15 protein-coding genes are annotated in these 19,511 nt (G+C 70.0%); 6 read left to right on the forward strand and 9 right to left on the reverse strand.

The annotated features are described in order from the left end of the window. Nucleotides 1-187: 187 nt before the first annotated feature. On the reverse strand, nucleotides 188-862 hold the full coding sequence (locus tag L0P92_RS29470) for a Crp/Fnr family transcriptional regulator (RefSeq protein WP_030046018.1): 675 nt from the start codon (nucleotides 860-862) through the stop codon (nucleotides 188-190). Nucleotides 863-1,228: 366 nt separating this feature from the next. Between L0P92_RS29470 and nth the strand changes: the two genes are divergently transcribed. The 3 genes from nth (at nucleotide 1,229) to L0P92_RS29485 (ending at nucleotide 4,199) form a co-directional block, all read left to right on the forward strand. After that, complete coding sequence (gene nth, locus L0P92_RS29475; RefSeq protein WP_372497354.1) at nucleotides 1,229-2,140, forward strand: endonuclease III; 912 nt, start codon at nucleotides 1,229-1,231, stop codon at nucleotides 2,138-2,140. 67 nt (nucleotides 2,141-2,207) lie between these two features. Next, nucleotides 2,208-2,903, forward strand: coding sequence for an NUDIX hydrolase (locus L0P92_RS29480; RefSeq protein ID WP_234766094.1), 696 nt, complete (start codon nucleotides 2,208-2,210; stop codon nucleotides 2,901-2,903). Nucleotides 2,904-2,999: 96 nt separating this feature from the next. Beyond that, nucleotides 3,000-4,199 (forward strand): MarP family serine protease, encoded by a 1,200-nt coding sequence (locus L0P92_RS29485; protein ID WP_234766095.1) that lies wholly within the window; start codon nucleotides 3,000-3,002, stop codon nucleotides 4,197-4,199. A 43-nt stretch (nucleotides 4,200-4,242) separates the two neighbouring features. Here L0P92_RS29485 and L0P92_RS29490 read toward each other — a convergent pair whose 3' ends face one another. The 6 genes from L0P92_RS29490 to L0P92_RS29515 all read right to left on the reverse strand — a co-directional run bounded on the left by L0P92_RS29490 (nucleotide 4,243) and on the right by L0P92_RS29515 (nucleotide 12,702). Next, on the reverse strand, nucleotides 4,243-4,425 hold the full coding sequence (locus L0P92_RS29490) for a hypothetical protein (protein WP_078662374.1): 183 nt from the start codon (nucleotides 4,423-4,425) through the stop codon (nucleotides 4,243-4,245). Between the two features lie 127 nt (nucleotides 4,426-4,552). Continuing rightward, nucleotides 4,553-5,503: an alpha/beta fold hydrolase gene (locus tag L0P92_RS29495; protein WP_234766096.1), complete on the reverse strand. Its 951-nt coding sequence runs from the start codon at nucleotides 5,501-5,503 to the stop codon at nucleotides 4,553-4,555. Continuing rightward, nucleotides 5,500-6,003: a phage holin family protein gene (locus L0P92_RS29500; protein WP_234766097.1), complete on the reverse strand. Its 504-nt coding sequence runs from the start codon at nucleotides 6,001-6,003 to the stop codon at nucleotides 5,500-5,502. The genes L0P92_RS29495 and L0P92_RS29500 overlap by 4 nt, the downstream gene beginning before the upstream one ends. A 77-nt stretch (nucleotides 6,004-6,080) precedes the next feature. Continuing rightward, nucleotides 6,081-7,520 (reverse strand): Na+/H+ antiporter NhaA, encoded by a 1,440-nt coding sequence (gene nhaA, locus L0P92_RS29505; protein ID WP_234766098.1) that lies wholly within the window; start codon nucleotides 7,518-7,520, stop codon nucleotides 6,081-6,083. Nucleotides 7,521-7,714: 194 nt separating this feature from the next. Then, on the reverse strand, nucleotides 7,715-9,673 hold the full coding sequence (gene acs / locus L0P92_RS29510; protein WP_234766099.1) for an acetate--CoA ligase: 1,959 nt from the start codon (nucleotides 9,671-9,673) through the stop codon (nucleotides 7,715-7,717). 338 nt (nucleotides 9,674-10,011) lie between these two features. Then, complete coding sequence (locus L0P92_RS29515) at nucleotides 10,012-12,702, reverse strand: bifunctional SulP family inorganic anion transporter/carbonic anhydrase (RefSeq protein WP_234766100.1); 2,691 nt, start codon at nucleotides 12,700-12,702, stop codon at nucleotides 10,012-10,014. 426 nt (nucleotides 12,703-13,128) lie between these two features. On the opposite strand from L0P92_RS29515, the gene L0P92_RS29520 reads away from it, so the two are divergent. After that, the gene (locus L0P92_RS29520) at nucleotides 13,129-14,400 is read left to right on the forward strand and encodes a polysaccharide deacetylase family protein (protein WP_234766105.1); all 1,272 of its coding nucleotides are present in this window, start codon (nucleotides 13,129-13,131) and stop codon (nucleotides 14,398-14,400) included. On the opposite strand, the gene L0P92_RS29525 is transcribed toward L0P92_RS29520, so the two are convergent. Then, nucleotides 14,390-15,400: an ATP-binding protein gene (locus tag L0P92_RS29525; RefSeq protein WP_234766101.1), complete on the reverse strand. Its 1,011-nt coding sequence runs from the start codon at nucleotides 15,398-15,400 to the stop codon at nucleotides 14,390-14,392. The two genes, L0P92_RS29520 and L0P92_RS29525, sit on opposite strands and share 11 nt — an antisense overlap. Before the next feature lie 101 nt (nucleotides 15,401-15,501). On the opposite strand from L0P92_RS29525, the gene L0P92_RS29530 reads away from it, so the two are divergent. After that, on the forward strand, nucleotides 15,502-16,326 hold the full coding sequence (locus L0P92_RS29530) for a Fic family protein (protein WP_234766102.1): 825 nt from the start codon (nucleotides 15,502-15,504) through the stop codon (nucleotides 16,324-16,326). A 486-nt stretch (nucleotides 16,327-16,812) separates the two neighbouring features. Here L0P92_RS29530 and L0P92_RS29535 read toward each other — a convergent pair whose 3' ends face one another. Then, entirely contained in the window at nucleotides 16,813-17,646 is an 834-nt protein-coding gene (locus L0P92_RS29535) for an HAD family hydrolase (RefSeq protein ID WP_234766103.1), read from the reverse strand. Between the two features lie 560 nt (nucleotides 17,647-18,206). Between L0P92_RS29535 and ssd the strand changes: the two genes are divergently transcribed. Next, the gene (ssd, locus tag L0P92_RS29540; RefSeq protein WP_234766104.1) at nucleotides 18,207-19,334 is read left to right on the forward strand and encodes a septum site-determining protein Ssd; all 1,128 of its coding nucleotides are present in this window, start codon (nucleotides 18,207-18,209) and stop codon (nucleotides 19,332-19,334) included. Nucleotides 19,335-19,511 lie beyond the last annotated feature (177 nt).

Raw genomic sequence — 19,511 nt, forward strand, 5'->3', positions numbered from 1 at the left:
GTGTCGGGGGGTGTCCGTCCTCGGTCGGGCGGCTCGGTTGCTTTGAGGTGTGCTCGGCGTTGACGCCCGCCGCTGCGGGCGGACACCCCCCGACACGGCCCCTTGCCGCCGTACGCGGGTGCCGCGCCGTGGGGCGAATGCAGCGGGGCCCCGCCTCGTGGTGAGGTGGGGCCCCGGTGCGCTTGGGTCAGCGTGAGCGCTTGGCCAGGCGTTCTACGTCCAGGAGGATCACCGCGCGGGCCTCCAGGCGGAGCCAACCGCGCTGGGCGAAGTCGGCGAGGGCCTTGTTGACCGTCTCGCGGGAGGCGCCGACCAGCTGGGCCAGTTCCTCCTGGGTGAGGTCGTGGACGACGTGGATGCCCTCCTCGGACTGCACGCCGAAGCGGCGGGAGAGGTCCAGGAGTGCGCGGGCCACGCGGCCGGGGACGTCCGAGAAGACGAGGTCGGACATCGCGTCGTTGGTGCGGCGCAGGCGGCGGGCCACGGCGCGCAGGAGGGCGGTGGCCACCTCGGGGCGGGCGTTCAGCCAGGGCTGGAGGTCGCCGTGGCCGAGGCCGAGCAGCTTGACCTCGGTCAGCGCGGTGGCGGTCGCCGTGCGCGGGCCCGGGTCGAACAGGGACAGCTCGCCGATGAGCTCGCCGGGGCCGACGACGGCGAGCATGTTCTCGCGGCCGTCGGGAGACGTGCGGTGGAGCTTGACCTTGCCCTCGGTGACCACGTAGAGCCGGTCGCCGGGGTCGCCCTCGTGGAACAGAGAGTCGCCACGGGCGAGGGTCACCTCACTCATGGAGGCGCGCAGTTCCGCGGACTGCTCGTCGTCGAGAGCCGCGAAGAGCGGATTGCGCCGCAGAGGGTCGTCCACGAGTTCTCTCCTTGTCGACCTGCTCAGGGGATCTTTCCCCTGCGTACCAGGGGACCGTGCTCCCCATTTTGCCGGACGGTCCAAACAGTGTGATCTGTCACAAGGATGCCGCACAGGTGTCCCGAGGTAAGCGGCAGGGGTCCAATTGGGGGCCGATCTTCAGGGTCCGGGGCGGATGTCAGCGTCGGGCTTTAGGCTGGCCGAGTGTCCAAATCGCCGGTGAGAGCACAGGCCAAGGGGGCTGGGCGGGTGGTTGTACGTCGGGATTCCGCTGTGGGCGAACAGGGCCCTGGTGGTGGACGGAAAGCGACGAAAGCGGCGAAGAGCGGGGTCGGTGACGTGGTGGCCGGTGGCGAGAAAGCGGCGGTGAAGAAGGCGAGCGCCAAGAAGGTCGCGACCAAGAAGGCGATCAAGAAGAAGCCTGTCATCGCGCCCGAGAAGGCCACGGCTGCGGTGAAGGGAGCCTCTGCCGTCAAGACCGTCGCCGCCAAGCCTCCTACGGGTGAGTCCCGTACCGCCCTCGTTCGTCGGGCCCGGCGGATCAATCGCGAGCTCGCCGAGATCTATCCGTACGCCCACCCGGAACTGGACTTCGAGAACTCGTTCCAGCTGCTGGTCGCCACGGTGCTGTCCGCCCAGACCACCGATCTGCGGGTCAACCAGACGACCCCGGCGCTCTTCGCCAAGTACCCGACCCCCGAGGATCTGGCCGTCGCCGTTCCGGAGGAGGTCGAGGAGATCCTCCGTCCGTGCGGTTTCTTCCGGGCCAAGACCAAGTCGGTCATGGGGCTGTCGAAAGCGCTGGTGGAGAACCACGGCGGCGAGGTTCCGGGGCGGCTCGAAGACCTGGTCAAGCTGCCCGGCGTCGGGCGCAAGACGGCCTTCGTCGTGCTCGGCAACGCCTTCGGACGGCCCGGGATCACCGTGGACACGCACTTCCAGCGGCTCGTGCGGCGCTGGAAGTGGACCGAGCAGACGGACCCCGACAAGATCGAGGCCGAGATCGGGGCGTTGTTCCCGAAGGGTGACTGGACGGATCTGTCGCATCACGTGATCTGGCACGGTCGCCGTATCTGCCACGCCCGCAAGCCCGCGTGCGGCGCCTGCCCCATCGCGCCGCTCTGCCCGGCGTACGGCGAGGGCGAGACGGACCCGGAGAAGGCGAAGAAGCTCCTCAAGTACGAGAAGGGTGGCTTCCCAGGGCAGCGGCTCAATCCGCCGAAGTCGTACCTGGACGCGGGCGGCAAGCCGGCCCCGCCGCTGGGGGCGGCCGGATGACGTCTCCGTGGTCGGAACGATCTAGGTGCCTTCGGGCGTTGGACCGGGCAGGACGACGGGGGTGGCGATGACGCGGGCGAGTGGTACGCAGGACGGGCCGGTGACGCTGAGCAAGGACGGGCTGCCCGACTGGCTGGACCCGGTGGTGCGGGTGGTCGAGACGGTCGAGCCGGTGCAGCTGAGCCGGTTCCTGCCGCCGGAGGACGGCGCGGGGCGGCAGTCCGCCGTGCTGATCCTGTTCGGTGAGGGTGCCGGTGGGCCCGAGCTGCTGCTGATGGAGCGGGCCAGTTCGCTGCGTTCCCATGCCGGTCAGCCCTCGTTCCCGGGTGGTGCCCTCGACCCCGAGGACGGCGACCCGCAGGGCGACGGGCCGTTGCGGGCCGCGCTGCGGGAGGCCGAGGAGGAGACCGGGCTCGATCCGAGCGGCGTCCAGCTCTTCGGCGTGCTGCCGAAGCTGTACATCCCGGTCAGCGGCTTTGTCGTCACTCCGGTGCTGGGCTGGTGGCGCGAGCCGAGCCCGGTCGACGTCGTCGATCCGAACGAGACGGCACGCGTCTTCACCGTCCCCGTGGCGGATCTCACGAACCCGGACAACCGCGCCACGACCGTCCACCCCAGCGGCCACCGAGGTCCGGCATTTCTGGTCGAATCGGCACTGGTGTGGGGCTTCACCGCCGGGATCATCGACCGTCTGCTGCATTTCTCCGGCTGGGAGCGGCCCTGGGACCGGGGCAAGCAGGTCCCGCTCGACTGGCGGTCATGACAGGGTGTCTGCCGTGCTGTGTTGTCCCGGGGGTCGACCCCCGGACCCCCGGCCGAGCTGGTGGGACCGGAGAGTGAAGAGGCGAGGCCTGAAGCGGTGAACGTGCTGGACATCCTGTTGCTGGTCGCCGCCGTGTGGTTCGCGATCGTGGGCTACCGCCAGGGCTTCGTCGTCGGCATCCTGTCGGTGATCGGCTTCCTGGGCGGCGGCCTCGTGGCCGTGTACCTCCTCCCGGTCATCTGGGACGCGTTGACCGACAACGCCGAGGTGAGCACGACCGCCGCCGTGGTCGCCGTCGTCGTGGTCATCGTCTGTGCGTCGGTCGGGCAGGCTCTGACCACCCACCTCGGAAACAAGCTGCGCCGGTACATCACCTGGTCCCCGGCCCGCGCCCTGGACGCCACCGGCGGCGCCCTCGTCAACGTCGTGGCGATGCTCCTCGTCGCCTGGCTGATCGGCTCCGCCCTCGCCGGGACGACGCTGCCGACGCTCGGAAAGGAGGTCCGTAACTCCAAGGTGCTGCTCGGCGTCTCCCGGGCGTTGCCCGACCAGGCCGACACCTGGTTCGCGGACTTCTCCTCCGTACTCGCGCAGAACGGCTTCCCGCAGGTCTTCAGCCCGTTCTCGAACGAGCCGATCAACGAGGTCCAGCCGCCCGACCCGGCCCTTGCCAACAGCCCGGTGGCCACCCGCGCCCAGCGGTCCATCGTCAAGGTCATGGGCACCGCGCCGAGTTGCGGCAAGGTCCTGGAGGGCACCGGCTTCGTCTTCGCCGACCGCCGTGTCATGACCAACGCGCACGTCGTCGGCGGCGTCGACGAACCCACCGTCCAGATCGGCGGCGAGGGCAGGAAGTACGACGCGACCGTCGTCCTCTACGACTGGGAGCGCGACATCGCCGTGCTCGACGTGCCGGACATGCGCGCGCCCGCCCTGCAGTTCACGGCCAGGGACGCCGAGAGCGGCGACAGCGCGATCATCGCGGGCTTCCCGGAGAACGGGGCGTACGACGTGCGGGCCGCGCGAGTGCGCGGACGCCTGCCGGCCAACGGTCCGGACATCTACCACCGCGGCACCGTGCGCCGCGATGTCTACTCGCTGTACGCGACCGTCCGCCAGGGCAACTCCGGCGGCCCGCTGCTCACGCCCGAGGGCAAGGTGTACGGCGTGGTCTTCGCCAAGTCCCTCGACGACGCCAACACCGGCTACGCGCTCACCGCGGACGAGATCCAGGAGGACATCGTCAAGGGGCGTACCGCCAACCAGCAGGTGGACAGCGACAGCTGCGCGCTGTAGGTCCCCGGGAGGGTGGGAGGACCGGCCGTGAAGAGGCGGCCGGTCAGCCGCGCGGGTGGCGCAGCCGCACCGAGACCCAGCGGGCCCGGCGGCGCAGGATGCGCGGAATGCCCACCCGCAGGTCCGAGCCCGGCATCTGCGGGGCGCTGCCTCGCTGGTGGGAGCTCAGGCCTCCGGCCGAGCGTCGATTGCGTGCTGCGTCACTGTAGTCGTGCGTCCAGCCCATACCCCGACGTCTGCCCCTGCCCCAAGGTCGATAACCGCCCCCAGGGCCCCCAATTGGCCTATGCGCCAGGCAATTGGCTGTTCGTAGGACACCTGTTCAGATCCGGATACCGGGCGCATCGGCGCGGTCACCGATCGGGTTCGGGGTCTTTCAGCCAATTGATCAGTTCGGTGGAGAAGGCGACCGGGTCTTCCTCGTGCGGGAAGTGCCCGAGCCCGTCGAACAGCCGCCAGCGGTACGGCGCTTCGACGTACTCGCCGGAGCCGGCCGCGCTGCGGGTGCGCATCACGGGATCGAGTGAGCCGTGCAGATGGAGGGTCGGCACCCGCACCGGCCGCTTCATCCGGCGGTTGAACTGGATGCCGTCGGGGCGGGCCAGCGAGCGGACCATCCAGCGGTACGGCTCGATGGAGCAGTGCGCCGTCGACGGGATGCAGATCGCCCGGCGGTACGTCTCCACCGCCTCGTCGTCGGGCAGGCGCGGGCCGGACCAGTCCCGGATCAGCCGGGCGACGAGCGCGCCGTCGTCGCCGGTCAGCTGCCGTTCGGGGATCCAGGGCCGCTGGAACCCCCAGATGTAGGAACTCGCACTCGTCTGCTTGACGTCCGAGAGCATCGCCGAACGCCAGCGCCTGGGGTGCGGCATGGACGCGACCGCGAGCCGGCGGACCAGCTTGGGGCGCATCACGGCCGCCGTCCACGCCAGATATCCGCCCAGGTCGTGGCCGACCAGCGCGGCGTCGGGCTCGCCGAGCGAGCGGATCACACCGGTGATGTCGAGGGCGAGGTTGGCCGGGTCGTAGCCGCGCGGCGTACGGTCGCTGCCGCCGACGCCCCTGAGGTCCATCGCCACGGCCCGGAAGCCGGCGTCGGAGAGGGCGACGAGCTGATGCCGCCAGGTCCACCAGAACTGGGGAAAGCCGTGCAGGAGCAGCACCAGCGGGCCGTCACCCATCTCCGCGATGTGGAAGCGCGCACCGTTGGCGGCCACGTCCCGGTGGGTCACCTCTTTCCCGCCGGGGACGTCCAGTCGTACGACCGAGGCAGGTTGCGCCGAGGGGGTGGCGGGATCCGTCATGACGACGAGCGTGCCACAGCCTCGATGGCCGCGGGTGCCCGGTCCTCCAGCTCCGGCCTCGTCGCCGGGGCCGGACGCGGATGCGGCTTGGCCTTCTGCAGGACGCCCGCCGTCTCCTTCACCGAGGCGGCGACCTTCTGCGGCCCCTTGCTCTTCTTGGCCTTCTTCGCGAACGCGACCCCGATCAGGGCGAGGACGACGGCGACGAGGACGTTCGCCGCGAAGGACAGCACGAAGCAGATCGCGAGGTTCCAGTCGCTCCAGGTCTGAATGCCGTACGCCAGCGCGAAGTTCAGCATGGGCAGAGAGAACAGCAGCACCGCGCCGGCCGCGGTGAACGCGCCGCCGCTCGTCGCGCCGCGCTTGACGTCCTGCTTGAGCTGAGCCTTCGCCAGTGCGATCTCGTCATGCACCAGCGCCGACATCTCGGTCGTCGCCGACGCGAACAGCTGGCCGATGCTGCGTTCGGCGCCGACCGGGCTGCCGTCGGGTGCGCTCATCGCGGTCTCCCTCGTAGATACGGTTCCGTCTTCTGCCTGACTGCGTACGGTTCCGTCTTTTGTACCGTCCCGTCAGATCATGCCCGACGATGCTCCTCCTCGCCTGCCCCGCCCGCCACTTCGGCAAGCGTGTGGCGGGCGGCGGCCTTCTCCTCGGCGAGAAGGCGGTGCTCGGCGGCCTTGCGCTCGTGGATGGCGGCCATCCGCAGGTGGTACTCCGGCTCGTCCTCCTCGTAGATGTCCGGAATGCCGTCCGCGTCCTCGTCGCGCTCCTCGGCCTCCCACAGCCGGCGGTACTTGGCGTTCCGTATCTTCAGCAGCACCGTCGCCAGCAGGGCCGCCATGAGCGAGCCCATGAGTACGGCCGCCTTGACCTCGTCGGTCAGCGGGGCGTCGCCGACGAAGGCGAGCTCGCCGATGAGCAGCGAGACGGTGAAGCCGATGCCGGCGAGGGTCGCGACGGCGAACACGTCCGCCCACTCCAGGTCGTCGCTGAGCGAGGCCCTGGTGAAACGCGCCGTCAGCCAGGTGCCGCCGAAGATGCCGACCGTCTTGCCGACGACCAGACCGAGGACCACGCCGAGCGTCTCCGGCTGGGTGAAGACATCGCCGAGCGCCCCGCCGGAGACGGCCACACCGGCGCTGAACAGTGCGAACAGCGGCACGGCCAACCCCGCCGACAGGGGGCGTACGAGATGCTCGATGTGCTCGCCCGGCGAGTGCTCCTCGCCTTCGTGCCGGGTGCAGCGCAGCATCAGGCCCATTGCCACGCCCGCGATGGTGGCGTGGATGCCGCTGTTGTACATCAGCCCCCAGATCACCAGGGCGAGCGGGACGTACACGTACCACCCGCGTACGCCCTTCCTCAGCAGCAGCCAGAAGACGGCGAGGCCGGCGACGGCGCCGCCGAGCGCGGCGAAGTCGATCTGCGAGGTGAAGAAGATCGCGATGATCAGGATCGCGAACAGGTCGTCGACGACGGCGAGGGTGAGCAGGAAGGCGCGCAGGGCGCTGGGCAGGGAGGTGCCGATGACGGCGAGCACGGCGAGCGCGAAGGCGATGTCCGTGGCCGTCGGGACCGCCCAGCCCGCCGTCGAGCCGTGCCCGGTGACACTGGTCAGCGTGTAGACGAGCGCGGGTACGGCCATGCCGCACAGCGCGGCGACGACCGGCAGTACGGCCGCCCTGGGGTCCTTGAGGTCGCCGGCAACCAGCTCACGTTTGAGTTCGATGCCGGCGACGAAGAAGAAGATCGCGAGGAGCCCGTCGGCGGCCCAGTGCTCGACGGAGAGGTTCAGGCCGAGGGCCTCGGGTCCGAGGTGGTAGTGGCCGACGCTCTCGTAGCTGTCGTGCAGTGCGGGGACGTTCGCCCAGATCAGCGCGGTGATCGCGGCGACGAGCAGCAGCACACCGCCGACGGTCTCGGTCCGCAGCGCTTCCGCGACGAAGTTCCGCTCGGGGAGGGACAGCCGTCCGAAGACCTTGCGGGCGGGGGCGGTGCTGCGGGGCGCGGTCACGGGGGAGACCTCCGGTCGGTGGGCAGGACAGAGCACATGCCGACCAGACTTCCCGGCGCACCTGAGATCGAGATTGTTTTGGTTAGTTTACCTAAGAGTGCGCCGCTGTGCATCAGTCGAGCCCGTCGATCTCCACCGTACGTACGCGAAGGGCACCCGGCGCGCTTGTCGCCGGGTGCCCTTGGTGGCCGTACTCAGTCCTCGCTGGGCGCCGCCGGGAGCTTCGCCTGGATGAGGTCCATGACCGTCGAGTCGGTCAGCGTCGTCACATCGCCGAGCTGGCGGTTCTCGGCGACGTCGCGCAGGAGACGGCGCATGATCTTGCCGGAGCGGGTCTTCGGCAGCTCGGCCACTGGCAGGACCCGCTTCGGCTTGGCGATCGGGCCGAGGGTCACGCCGACGTGGTTGCGCAGGTCGGCGATGAGGTTCTCGTCCTCGGCGTTCGCCGTGCCGCGCAGGATCACGAAGGCGACGATCGCCTGCCCGGTGGTCTCGTCGGCGGCGCCGACGACCGCCGCCTCGGCGACGGACGGGTGCGAGACCAGGGCCGACTCGACCTCGGTGGTGGAGATGTTGTGGCCCGAGACGAGCATGACGTCGTCGACGCGGCCGAGGAGCCAGATGTCCCCGTCGTCGTCCTTCTTCGCCCCGTCACCGGCGAAGTACTTGCCCTCGAACCGTGACCAGTACGTGTCGATGAACCGCTGGTCGTCACCCCAGATGGTGCGCAGCATCGACGGCCACGGCTCGGTCAGGACCAGATAGCCGCCACCGCCGTTGGGCACCTCGTTCGCCTCGTCGTCGACGACGGTCGCGGAGATACCGGGCAGCGGCGTCTGCGCCGAACCGGGCTTGGTCGCGGTGACACCGGGCAGCGGCGAGATCATCATCGCGCCGGTCTCGGTCTGCCACCAGGTGTCCACGATCGGCGTCAGGTCGGCGCCGATGTGCTTCCGGTACCAGATCCACGCCTCGGGGTTGATCGGCTCACCCACCGAACCCAGCACCCGCAGGCTGCTGAGGTCGAACTTCGCGGGGATGTCGTCGCCCCACTTCATGAACGTACGGATGGCGGTCGGCGCCGTGTACAGGATCGTCACCCCGTACTTCTGCACGATCTCCCAGAACCGGCCCTGGTGCGGGGTGTCCGGCGTGCCCTCGTACATCACCTGTGTCGCGCCGTTCGCCAGCGGCCCGTACACGATGTACGAGTGCCCGGTGACCCAGCCGACGTCGGCCGTGCACCAGTACACGTCCGTCTCCGGCTTGAGGTCGAAGACGGCGTGGTGGGTGTACGCGGTCTGGGTGAGGTAGCCGCCGGAGGTGTGCAGGATGCCCTTCGGCTTACCCGTCGTCCCGGACGTGTAGAGGATGAAGAGCGGCTGCTCGGCGTTGAACGCCTCGGGGGTGTGCTCGGCGGACTGCCGCTCGACGATCTCGTGCCACCACACGTCACGGCTGTCGTCCCAGGCGACGTCCTGGCCGGTGCGCCGTACGACGAGCACATGCTCGACGTTGTCCACCTTGCCGATCGCCTCGTCCACGGCCGGCTTGAGCGCGGACGGCTTGCCGCGCCGGTAACCGCCGTCGGAGGTGATGACGACCTTGGCGTCCGCGTCCTGGATACGGGTGGCCAGCGCGTCCGCCGAGAAGCCGCCGAAGACGACGGAGTGCGCGGCGCCGATACGGGCGCAGGCCAGCATCGCGACCGCCGTCTCCGGGATCATCGGCATGTAGACGGCGACCCGGTCGCCCTTGCGAACCCCCAGCTCCAGCAGGGCGTTGGCGGCCTTGGAGACCTCGTCCTTGAGCTCGGCGTAGGTGAGGGCGCGGCTGTCGCCGGGCTCGCCCTCGAAGTGGATGGCGACGCGGTCGCCGTGCCCGGCCTCGACATGCCGGTCCACGCAGTTGTACGCGACGTTGAGCTCGCCGTCCTTGAACCACTTCGCGAACGGCGGGTTCGACCAGTCCAGTGTCTCCGTCGGCTCCTTGGCCCAGGTCAGCCGGCGGGCCTGCTCGGCCCAGAAGCCGAGCCTGTCAGCCTTGGCCTGTTCATACGCCTCCGCCGTGACATTGGCGTTCGCGGCCAGGTCGGCGGGGGGTGCGAACCTGCGCTCTTCCTTCAGCAGGTTGGCCAGGCTTTCGTTGCTCACGACATCTCCCTTTCCCAGGGTGTCCGTTGTGTCCCAGGCCACAGCTCATCAGACCCGGGGGTCCGATGACAAGGGTCGACGGAAAATTGGTTTAGACCTGTCGGCGGGGTTGGTCCGAGGGCGGCCCGGAGGTCCTTTCGGCGCCGGGGTCATCCGTTCCCACGGACGCCGGACGGACGCGGTTCAGCTCTGTAATCCCTTTCACATTCCACCCCCTGCCAGGCGAGACGCCGCCCGGCGGCAGCAACGGCCCCGAAGCCGACGCGGCTTCCCGAGGACACGCCTCCCACGGGAAGCGCGGCCCCGCACCGACCGGGGCCGCGCTCACTGTCCCGGCGTCATACCGACAGATCCGCCACCCCCACGTGATCGAACACGTCGGCGTCCTCACCCTCCCCGGCGAGCAGATACGCCTGTGCCTCGCCCACGTGGAAGTACATCCCGTGCAACTCCAGCGCCCCCTTCCGCAGCGCCCGCGCCACCGACTCGTGGGCACGCAGATGCTCCAGCTGCTGGACCACGTTGGTCAGACAGAGCTGCTCGACCGCGTCGGCCGGTGCCCGCCCGGCGAGTCGGGCCCACGGCCGGCTCTCGTCGTACATCCGCTCCAGGCTCGGCTGGGCATGCCGCAACCATCTTCTGAGCGGGGTCTGCGTGCCGTCCGGCTCGGAGCCGAGCAGCGCCTGCATCGCCCCGCACCCGGAGTGCCCGCACACCGTGATGGACCGCACCTCCAGCACGTCGACCGCGTACTCGATCGCGGCCGCCACCGAGTCGTCCCCGCTCTCCTGACCGGGCTGGGGGCACCTCCCGGCGCCTGCCGGGGGAGGCACGAGGTTGCCCACGTTGCGCACCACGAACAGGTCGCCGGGACCACTGGAGGTGATCATCGACGTGACCACCCGGGAGTCCGCGCAGGTGAGGAACAGCTGGGAGGGCTGCTGTCCCTCACGCGCCAGCCGGGCCAGCTCACCCCGCACCAGGGGTGCGGTGTTGCGCTGGAACGCGCTGATCCCTCGGGCCAGTTGGTGACTGCTCGGCCGGCCGCCGTCGGTGCCGCCGAAGCCGTCGCCGGAGCCCTCGCCGGGTCGGCGGGACCGGGTGGGGTCCTCGGTGCCCCCGAGTCCGCCGACTCCGTCGGCACCGCCGGGTGTGTCGAGCTCGCCGGTGCTGCCGGAGGTGTCGGCGCGGCCGGAAGTACCGGTGCTGTCGGAGGTGCCGGTGCTGTCGGAGGTGCCGGTGGCGCGGGCGGCGCTCACGGCCCCGGCTCTTTCGGTCGTGGTGGTGCCGTCCCGTGACGCGGCGGATCGTGACGCGTCCGCAGGCGTCGCCCCGGGGCGACCGTCGCCGGATGCGACGGAGTCCGGGATCTCGCACTGGTGGTTGCGCCAGGGCGTCCAGGGGTGGCAACGGCAGTCGGCCGTGTCGGGCGTGGGCGTCCCCGCGTCGAGATGGAGGCCGACCGGCCCTGTCGGCTCGCCGATCCTGACCCCGGCTCTGCGGCCGATCAGCTCGACGGTGCCGCCGTGGGCGGTCTGCGTGTTCTGCCAGTCCTGCAGTGACTCGTACGCCGCGTGGTCCATGAACGACCCGTCCAACTCCACGACGGCGTGGGCGCCTTGGGGTACGAGATGCAGGGCCCGGCTGAGCCGTGGCACCGCCAGGAACGTCAACTGCCCTCTTACGTGTACGTGATGGACTCCTTTCTTCTCGTCATGGGTGATCCGGGTGCGGGTGAGGCGGTGCAGGGCGACGGCGACGGCCATGGCGATCCCCAGCGTGACGCCTTCCAGGACGCCGAGGAACACCACGCCGAGGGTGGTGATGGCGTACACCAGCACTTCTCGGTGGCGGGTCACCGTGCGGATGTGGTGCAGGGACACCATCTGGATGCCGACGGCCATCACCAGGGCGGCGAGTGAGGCGAGCGGGATGAGCTCCAGGATCGGGACCATCAGCAGCGCGGCGACTACTACGAGAACGCCGTGCAGCATCGTGGAGTTCCGGCTGACGGCACCGGCTTGCACATTCGCCGAACTGCGCACGGCCACGCCGGCGACGGGCAGTCCGCCGAGCACACCGGAGACGACGTTGGCGGCGCCCTGGCCGAGCAGTTCGCGGTCCAGGTCGGAGCGTCCGACGCGGGCGGACAGCTCGGGTCGGGTGGCGACGAGCTTGTCCACGGCGACCGCGCCGAGCAGCGACTGCACGCTGCACACCAGGGTGATGGTCAGCACGGCGGCACAGAGGCCGAGCACCGGGCCCTCGGGCAGTGTGGCCAGCGCGTGGCTGCTCCAGGACGGCAGGTCGACCTTGGGCAGGCTGAGCCCGGCCAGGGACGCGGTCGTACTGGCTCCGGCGACGGCGACGAGCGGGGCCGGCACCTTGCGCAGGAGCCGGCCTGCCCGGCCGGGCAGCCTGGGCCAGACCAGCAGCAGGGCCAGGGTCAGCACGCTCACCGACAGCGCGGCCGGGTGCACACCGGCCAACTGGGCGGGCAGCTCACGCATGTTGTCGAGGACCGAGCTGTGCGGTGTGCCGCCGAGGACGATGTGCAGCTGGGCCACGGCGATGGTGACACCGATCCCGGCGAGCATGCCGTGCACGATGGCGGGGCTGACGGCGAGCGCGCCGCGTGCCACGCGCACGAGGCCGAGGCCGAGTTGGGCGATTCCGGCGAGGACCGTGATGGCGCAGGTCGTACGCCATCCGTAGTGGTGGATGAGCTCGGCGGTGACGACCGTGAGGCCGGCGGCGGGGCCGCTGACCTGGAGCGGGGTGCCGCCGAGATAGCCGACGACGAGTCCTCCGACGGCGGCCGCGACGAGTCCGGCTTGGAGTGGCGCGCCGGTGGCCAGGGCGATGCCCAGGGACAGGGGGAGTGCGATCAGGAAGACCGCGATCGAGGCCGACAGGTCGGCGCCCTCGACGCGGGGTCGGCGGGGTCGGGTCGGCGGTGGGCTGTGGGGTTCGTGGATGCGCTTCTCTCGACTCGGTTCGTCGGCGCGGGTGGGAACGAAGGCTGACATGTTTTCCCGTCTCCTCCGGGGCAGCGCGGTCGCGGATCTGGTGGTCCCCCGCTCTCGGGCGAGGGGTCGGGTCGCGGCCGTGTGGTCACGGCATGCAGCGGCGGGATGCATCAACAGTCGGTAAACAGACCGTAATGCAGAGTAAAGGGAGGGAATAGATTTTCCGAGCAAATGGACTAATAAATCCCTCCGAAGAGTGAAGTGGCTGATTAGTCGGCTTGTCGTATTAATTCCTTCTCAGTCCCATGCGACCTTGGCGGCGCTGTCGGCTCCCGAGAGAAGGAAGAAGGTGGACGGAACATGGCCGCCACCCGCAGGAACGCCGCCCCCCGCATGACCGCTGCGACGCACGGGGCCGCCGTGCCGCACAGGGCCGCCGTGACGCGGCGGATCGCACCCGGGCACAGGATCGCCCTCGGGCGGAAGATCGCCCCGGTGCACCGGATCGCGGCGGGTACCGCGGTTGCCGCGGTCTGTGCCGCTTCGCTCGCCGGCTGCTCGACCGGCGACGATGCCCGGCAGGGGGTGCCCGGACCGGAGAAGGCGAAGCCGGCGGCGCCTGCGCCGCAGAGCGTGCTGCGGCTGATCGGCGATGGATCCACCGCCTACACCGGGGCGCAGCCCCATCTGCCCAGACCCGAGCGCTTGAAGCCCGGTCAGAAGCCACCGCAGTTCGTGGTGTTCTCCTGGGACGGCGCCGGTGAGGACAGCCAGAAGCTGTTCTCCCATTTCCGCGCGGTCGCCAAGGCGAACAACGCGACGATGACGTACTTCCTCAGTGGCGTGTACATGCTGCCGAACCACAAACGCGATCTGTACCGGCCGCCCCAGCACTCCCCGGGCCGTTCCGACATCGGCTTCAACGACGAGGAGGGCATCGCCGCCACCGTGCGGCAGCTGCGCCTCGCGTGGCTCGAGGGCAACGAGATCGGTACGCACTTCAACGGCCATTTCTGTGGCAGCGGCGGCGGAGTCGGCGAATGGTCGGTGGAGGAGTGGAAGGACGAGATCACCCAGGCGAAGAGGTTCGTGAAGTCCTGGAAGAGCACCACCGGCATGACGCAGGCGGCCCCTCTGCCCTTCGACTACGACAAGGAGCTCATCGGCGCCCGCACTCCCTGTCTGGAGGGCCGGAAGAACTTCATGAAGGCCGCGCGTCAGCTGGGCTTCCGCTATGACTCCAGCGGCGTCAACAACCAGGTGTGGCCCACGAAGAAGGGAGGCCTGTGGGATCTGTCGATGCAGTTGGTGCCCTTCCCCGGGCACTCCTACGAGCAGCTCACCATGGACTACAACTTCATGGTCAACCAGTCGGGCACCCTGACCCAGGGTGACCCCGACAAGCACGACTTCTGGGGCGACCAGATGCGGGACGGTCTGCTCGCGGGCTTCCGGCGGGCCTACGACGGCAACCGTGCGCCCCTGATCATCGGCAACCACTTCGAGTCCTGGAACGGCGGCACCTATATGCGCGCCGTCGAGGACGTCGTCGAGGCCGTCTGCAACAAGCCCGACGTGCGCTGTGTCTCCTTCCGCCAGTTGGCCGACTGGCTGGACGCCCAGGACCCGGCGACCTTGAAGAGGCTGCGCACGCTGGGTGTCGGGGAGGCCCCGAAGGAGGGCTGGGCGTCCTTCCTGTCGGCGCGCCCGGCGCCGGCGCCGAAGGGGGTGCCCGGGGCTCCGGCGGTCAAGCAGTAGGAGTCAGACGGGAGTTGCCGCCCGGACTGGTGAGGGCGCTCTCGTCCAGTACGAACCCGGGGTCGATCTGCGCCGCCAGGTCGGCCCCGGTGCGTTCGTTTCCCCAGGACATGGCGTTCTTCAGGTGGAAGTGCACCATCTGGCGGGTGTAACGCTCCCAGTCCCGCAGTTCGTACGTCGCGTCCACGGCCGTGCGCAGCCGGCGCAGGGCCAGCCGGTTGGCGTCCTCCAGGAGCTCGAACCGGGGCGGACGGCCCTTCTCCATGGAGCGCACCCAGTCCGAGTGCCCGACGGTCACCAGCAGGTCGTCCCCGACCTCGGCGCGGAGGAAGTCGAGGTCGTCCTGACCCTGCACCTTGTTGCCGACGACCTTCAGGATGACGCCGAAGTCGCGGGCGTACTCCTTGTACTGGCGATAGACGGAGACCCCCTTCCGGGTCGGCTCGGCGACGAGGAACGTGATGTCGAAGCGGGTGAACATGCCGGAGGCGAAGGAGTCCGAGCCGGCCGTCATGTCGACCACGACGTACTCGTCGGGGCCGTCCACCAAGTGGTTCAGGAGCAGCTCCACCGCTCCCGTCTTGGAGTGGTAGCAGGCGACCCCGAGATCGGAGTCGGTGAAGGGGCCGGTGACCATCAAACGGACGGCGCCGCCGTCGAGTTCCACCGGCCGGGCGCAGGCGTCGTACACCGGATTGCTCTCGCACACCCGCAGCAGCCGCGAACCCTCGCCGGGCGGTGTCGTCTTGATCATCGTCCGGGCGGAGGCGATCCGCGGATTGGAGCCACGCAGGTAGTCCTTGATCAACGACAGCCGCTCGCCCATCGCGGGCAGTGCGGCGGCCTCGGCGTCGTCGAGGCCCAGCGCGGCACCCAGGTGCTGGTTGATGTCGGCGTCGACGGCGACGACCGGTGCGCCGGTCGTCGCCAGGTGGCGGATGAACAGGGAGGACAGGGTCGTCTTGCCGCTGCCGCCCTTTCCGACGAAACCAATTTTCATGTTCACGAAGGGTAGTCGCGTGATAGCTGTATGTGGCAGATGGGCGTGAAGAAGGCCACTCGATCGTGGGGTACGGGCCCGGGGTGCGTAGTGTCGTACTCATGAGTACGACAGGCGCGGCCGCCGATCCGCTCGCGGCCCTCGGTTCACTGCCCGGAGTCCCCGAGTCCGTGGAGTCCGTGCGCAAGGCCGTCGACCGGGTGTACGGGCACCGGATCATGCGGCGCCGCAGCAACGAGATCACCTCCGAGGCGGCCCTGCGCGGCGCGCGCGGCTCGGCCGCGCTGTCCGGAGCCGACTGGGCACTCGAAGAAGTGCGTCGGCGTACCGACTTCAGCGGTGACGACGAGGCACGCGTCATGGGCGCGTCCCTGCGGCTGACGGCCGAGGCGGGCCAACTGCTGTCCATCTGGCGGCAGTCGCCCCTGCGGGTGCTGGCCCGGCTGCACCTGGTGGCGGCGGCCGGCGACGACGACCGGGTCGGGCGGCCGCGTCAGGAGGGCGAGTCGGTCGACGAGCCGCTGGTCGAGTTGCCGCTGCCCGGCGCGGCGGAGGTGCACGGCCGGCTGGAGGGACTGTCCGAGCTGATCATCGCCGGTGGTTCGGCGCCCGCACTGGTGACGGCCGCGGTCGTGCACGGCGAGCTCCTCGCGCTGCGCCCCTTCACCTCGCACAACGGCCTGATCGCGCGCACGGCCGAGCGGGTCGTCCTGGTCGGCAGCGGCCTCGACCCGAAGTCCGTCTGCGCGGCCGAGGTCGGCCACGCCGAACTGGGCCGCGCGGCCTATCTGGCGGCGCTCGAAGGCTATGTCTCCGGGACTCCCGAGGGCATGGCGGCTTGGATCGCCCACTGCGGCAAGGCGGTCGAGCTCGGGGCGCGCGAGTCGACGGCAGTCTGCGAGGCGCTGCAGCGCGGTGCGGCGTGATGCACGCGCGCGTGGGGTGACGTATGTGTGCGGGGTGACGTACGCGCGCGTGGGGTGCCATCGGGTGGTTCGAAAGGCATGAGGCGCGAAAAAGCCCCCATCCGGGGGCTCTGCGAGTGAGGACTCATACAAGTTGCGGCGGTACGAGGATTCGTACCGCCGCTGGCATGTTCACCGGGTTACCAAGCGTCCTCGATATGTTGCCCATCAGGCCGGGAACTTTGCCCGTCACCTGGTGCGGCTGGCCCGTAATCGACGGGTCGACGTCGCGTGGGTGCCCGGTGTTCATGCTCGGTCCGTGGGGCCAAATGCGTTTTTAAGGTGATCCTCTCGGATGTCCTTGGTCTCGCGGGCCGTTGAGTCCTTTGTACTCCAGGACCCAACCAAGCGGAAGGCCTGGCTGCAGTTCTTTACTTTTGCTCGCAAAACGGAGACAAGCGGACATCGGTACGTCAGGTGAGCCGTGTCGATTCCGATAAGCGCAGTTCAGGCGAGCGCGGCGCGACGCCGGCTCGCGTACCAGACGAGCCCCGCAGTCGCCGCGGCGGCTCCTATGGCGGCCGCCGCGACAAGGGCGGGGCGCGGCGGTACGGAGAAGGACGGAAGCCGCTGCTTGAGCCGGACCGGACGGTGGAAGTCGAGAATCGGCCACCCACGCGCGAGCGCCTCGCGACGCAGCGCCCGATCGGGGTTCACGGCGTGCGGATTGCCGACGGCCTGAAGCATCGGCAGGTCGGTGGCCGAGTCGCTGTAGGCGTAGCAGCGGGAGAGGTCGTAACCCTCGGATGCGGCCAGCTCCTTGATCGCCTCGGCCTTCGTCGGCCCGTACGCGTAGTACTCCACCTCGCCGGTGAAGCAGCCGTCTTCGCCCACGACCATCCGGGTCGCCACCACCCGGTCGGCGCCGAGCAGCTCGCCGATGGGCTCGACCACCTCGGCGCCCGAGGTGGAGACGATGACCACGTCGCGGCCCGCCGTGTGGTGCTCCTCGATGAGGGAGGCGGCCTCGTCGTAGATGATCGGGTCGATCAGGTCGTGCAGCGTCTCGGCGACGATCTCCTTGACCTGCTGGACGTTCCAGCCGCGGACGAGCGCGGAGAGGTACTCGCGGGTGCGCTCCATCTGGTCATGGTCCATACCGCCCAGTCGGAAGACGAACTGGGCATATGCGGTCCGCAAGGCGGCCCTGCGGTTGATCAGACCGCCTTGGTAGAAGGACTTGCTGAACGTGAGCGTGCTCGACTTCGCAATGACCGTCTTGTCCAGGTCAAAGAAGGCGGCTGTGCGGGGCAAGGAGTGGTTTTCCACGACCCTGAGCATAGGCGCAGCCCATTCGGCGTAAGGTGGGCGCGTGGGTTTGCCTGAGAGGGCTCTCGGGTACACCATGGAAGTCACGGATCGTTCGCGACCGTGCTAACCCGGTCCGACTCCTCCCCCCCCCGAGTCGGCCGTGGAGACGACCCCCGCTCTCCCCCCCGGCGGGGGTCGTCGCATGTCCGGGTGGGTGTTCCTCTTGCGAGTGCGGCCGCGGGCCTGCGGCGAGGCGGCTGCGGCCGTCTTTTCGGCATACCCATGATCCGTGACTGTGTGTAGCCGTCGCGCTGCTCTGCGGAAGTCGCACAGGGGTCGGTGCGGGGGTCACCGGTATGGGTGACGGCGATATTCACAACCACCGAGTTGTCCACAGTTATCGACCAAGATCCACACGATTTCCGGGATCGCTGCACTGTGATTCCAACGCGCACCGCCGAGGGCCGACTTCATGGCCGGTTCTGGTTTGTCGGGCGTGTTTGGCCGGTTCGTATCGGCCGTTCATATGGAGGCCGGTTGCCGGTTCTTCACACGTTTGGGAATCGCGGGGCCGCAGGGCTGCGCGAGTGATGCAGCGAAGGGGGACGAAAGCCGTGACCGCAGTCGTCACACACGATCCGCCGCCCGCCGCCTCCGGGCGGCCGGGCAAGCCGTTGATCGTCACGGAAGACGCCGAACTGCTCGACGATCTGCTGCGCCTGTGCGCGGCGGCCGGCGCCACACCCGAGGTCCACCACGGGGTGCCCGAGCCCAGGGGCAGCTGGGAGGCCGCACCACTCGTCCTGGTCGGCGACGACGCCGCGCGCCGTGTGCGCGGGGTCGCGCGCAGACGCGGAGTGGTGCTCGTCGGCCGGGACCAGGACGACTCCGGGGTCTGGCGGCGGGCCGTCGAGATCGGCGCCGACCATGTGCTGATGCTGCCCGACGGCGAGCAGTGGCTGGTCGACCGCATCGCCGATGTCGCCGAGGGAGTCGGCCGCCCCGCCCTCACCGTCGGCGTGATCGGCGGCCGTGGCGGGGCCGGAGCCTCCACGCTCGCGTGTGCCCTCGCCGTGACCGCCGCGCGGGAGGGACTGCGCACCCTGTTGGTGGACGGCGATCCGCTGGGCGGCGGCCTCGACGTACTCCTCGGCGGTGAGGCGGCCGACGGCCTTCGCTGGCCGGCGTTCGCCGGCTCTCGCGGGCGGCTCGGCAGCGGCGCCCTGGAGGAGTCGCTGCCGAAACTCCACTCCTTGCGGGTGCTGAGCTGGGACCGCGGTGACTGCGTCGCGGTCCCGCCGCAGGCGATGCGCGCGGTGCTCGCCGCCGCCCGGCGCCGGGGCGGCGCGGTCGTCGTCGACCTGCCCCGGCGTATCGACGACGGGGTGGCTGAGGCCCTCGCCCAGCTCGACGTCGGCATCCTCGTCGTCCCCGCCGAACTGCGCGCCGTCGCGGCGGCCCGACAGGTGGCCTCCGCGGTGCAGTTGGTCCTGCGGGATCTACGGGCGGCGGTACGCGGACCGTACGCGCCCGGCCTCGACGACCGAGAGGTGGCCCGGCTGCTGGACCTGCCGCTGGTGGGTGAGGTGCCCCTGGAACCAGGCCTGTTACGGCCCCACGAGAGCAAGGAACCGCCTGGGGCGGCGGGGCGAGGGCCGCTGGCGCGGTTCTGCCGGGAGTTCTGGGAGGGCGCGTTGCTTGAGGCGAGGGCGGCATGAGTGACGGGATGGGCGACGGGGCGATGGATGGGGCGAGCGGAGGCGTGGGTACGGCTTCGGGGCTCGACTGGGTGAGCGGTGGTACGAGGGGTTCGGCGCGGGCGGCACCTGCGCGGTGGCGGTCGGGCGGGACGTTGAACGGGGGGTCGGACGGCGGGGCGGCCGTGAGGTCGGACG

The organism is Streptomyces muensis (assembly GCF_021474425.1).
Taxonomy (GTDB): domain Bacteria; phylum Actinomycetota; class Actinomycetes; order Streptomycetales; family Streptomycetaceae; genus Streptomyces; species Streptomyces muensis.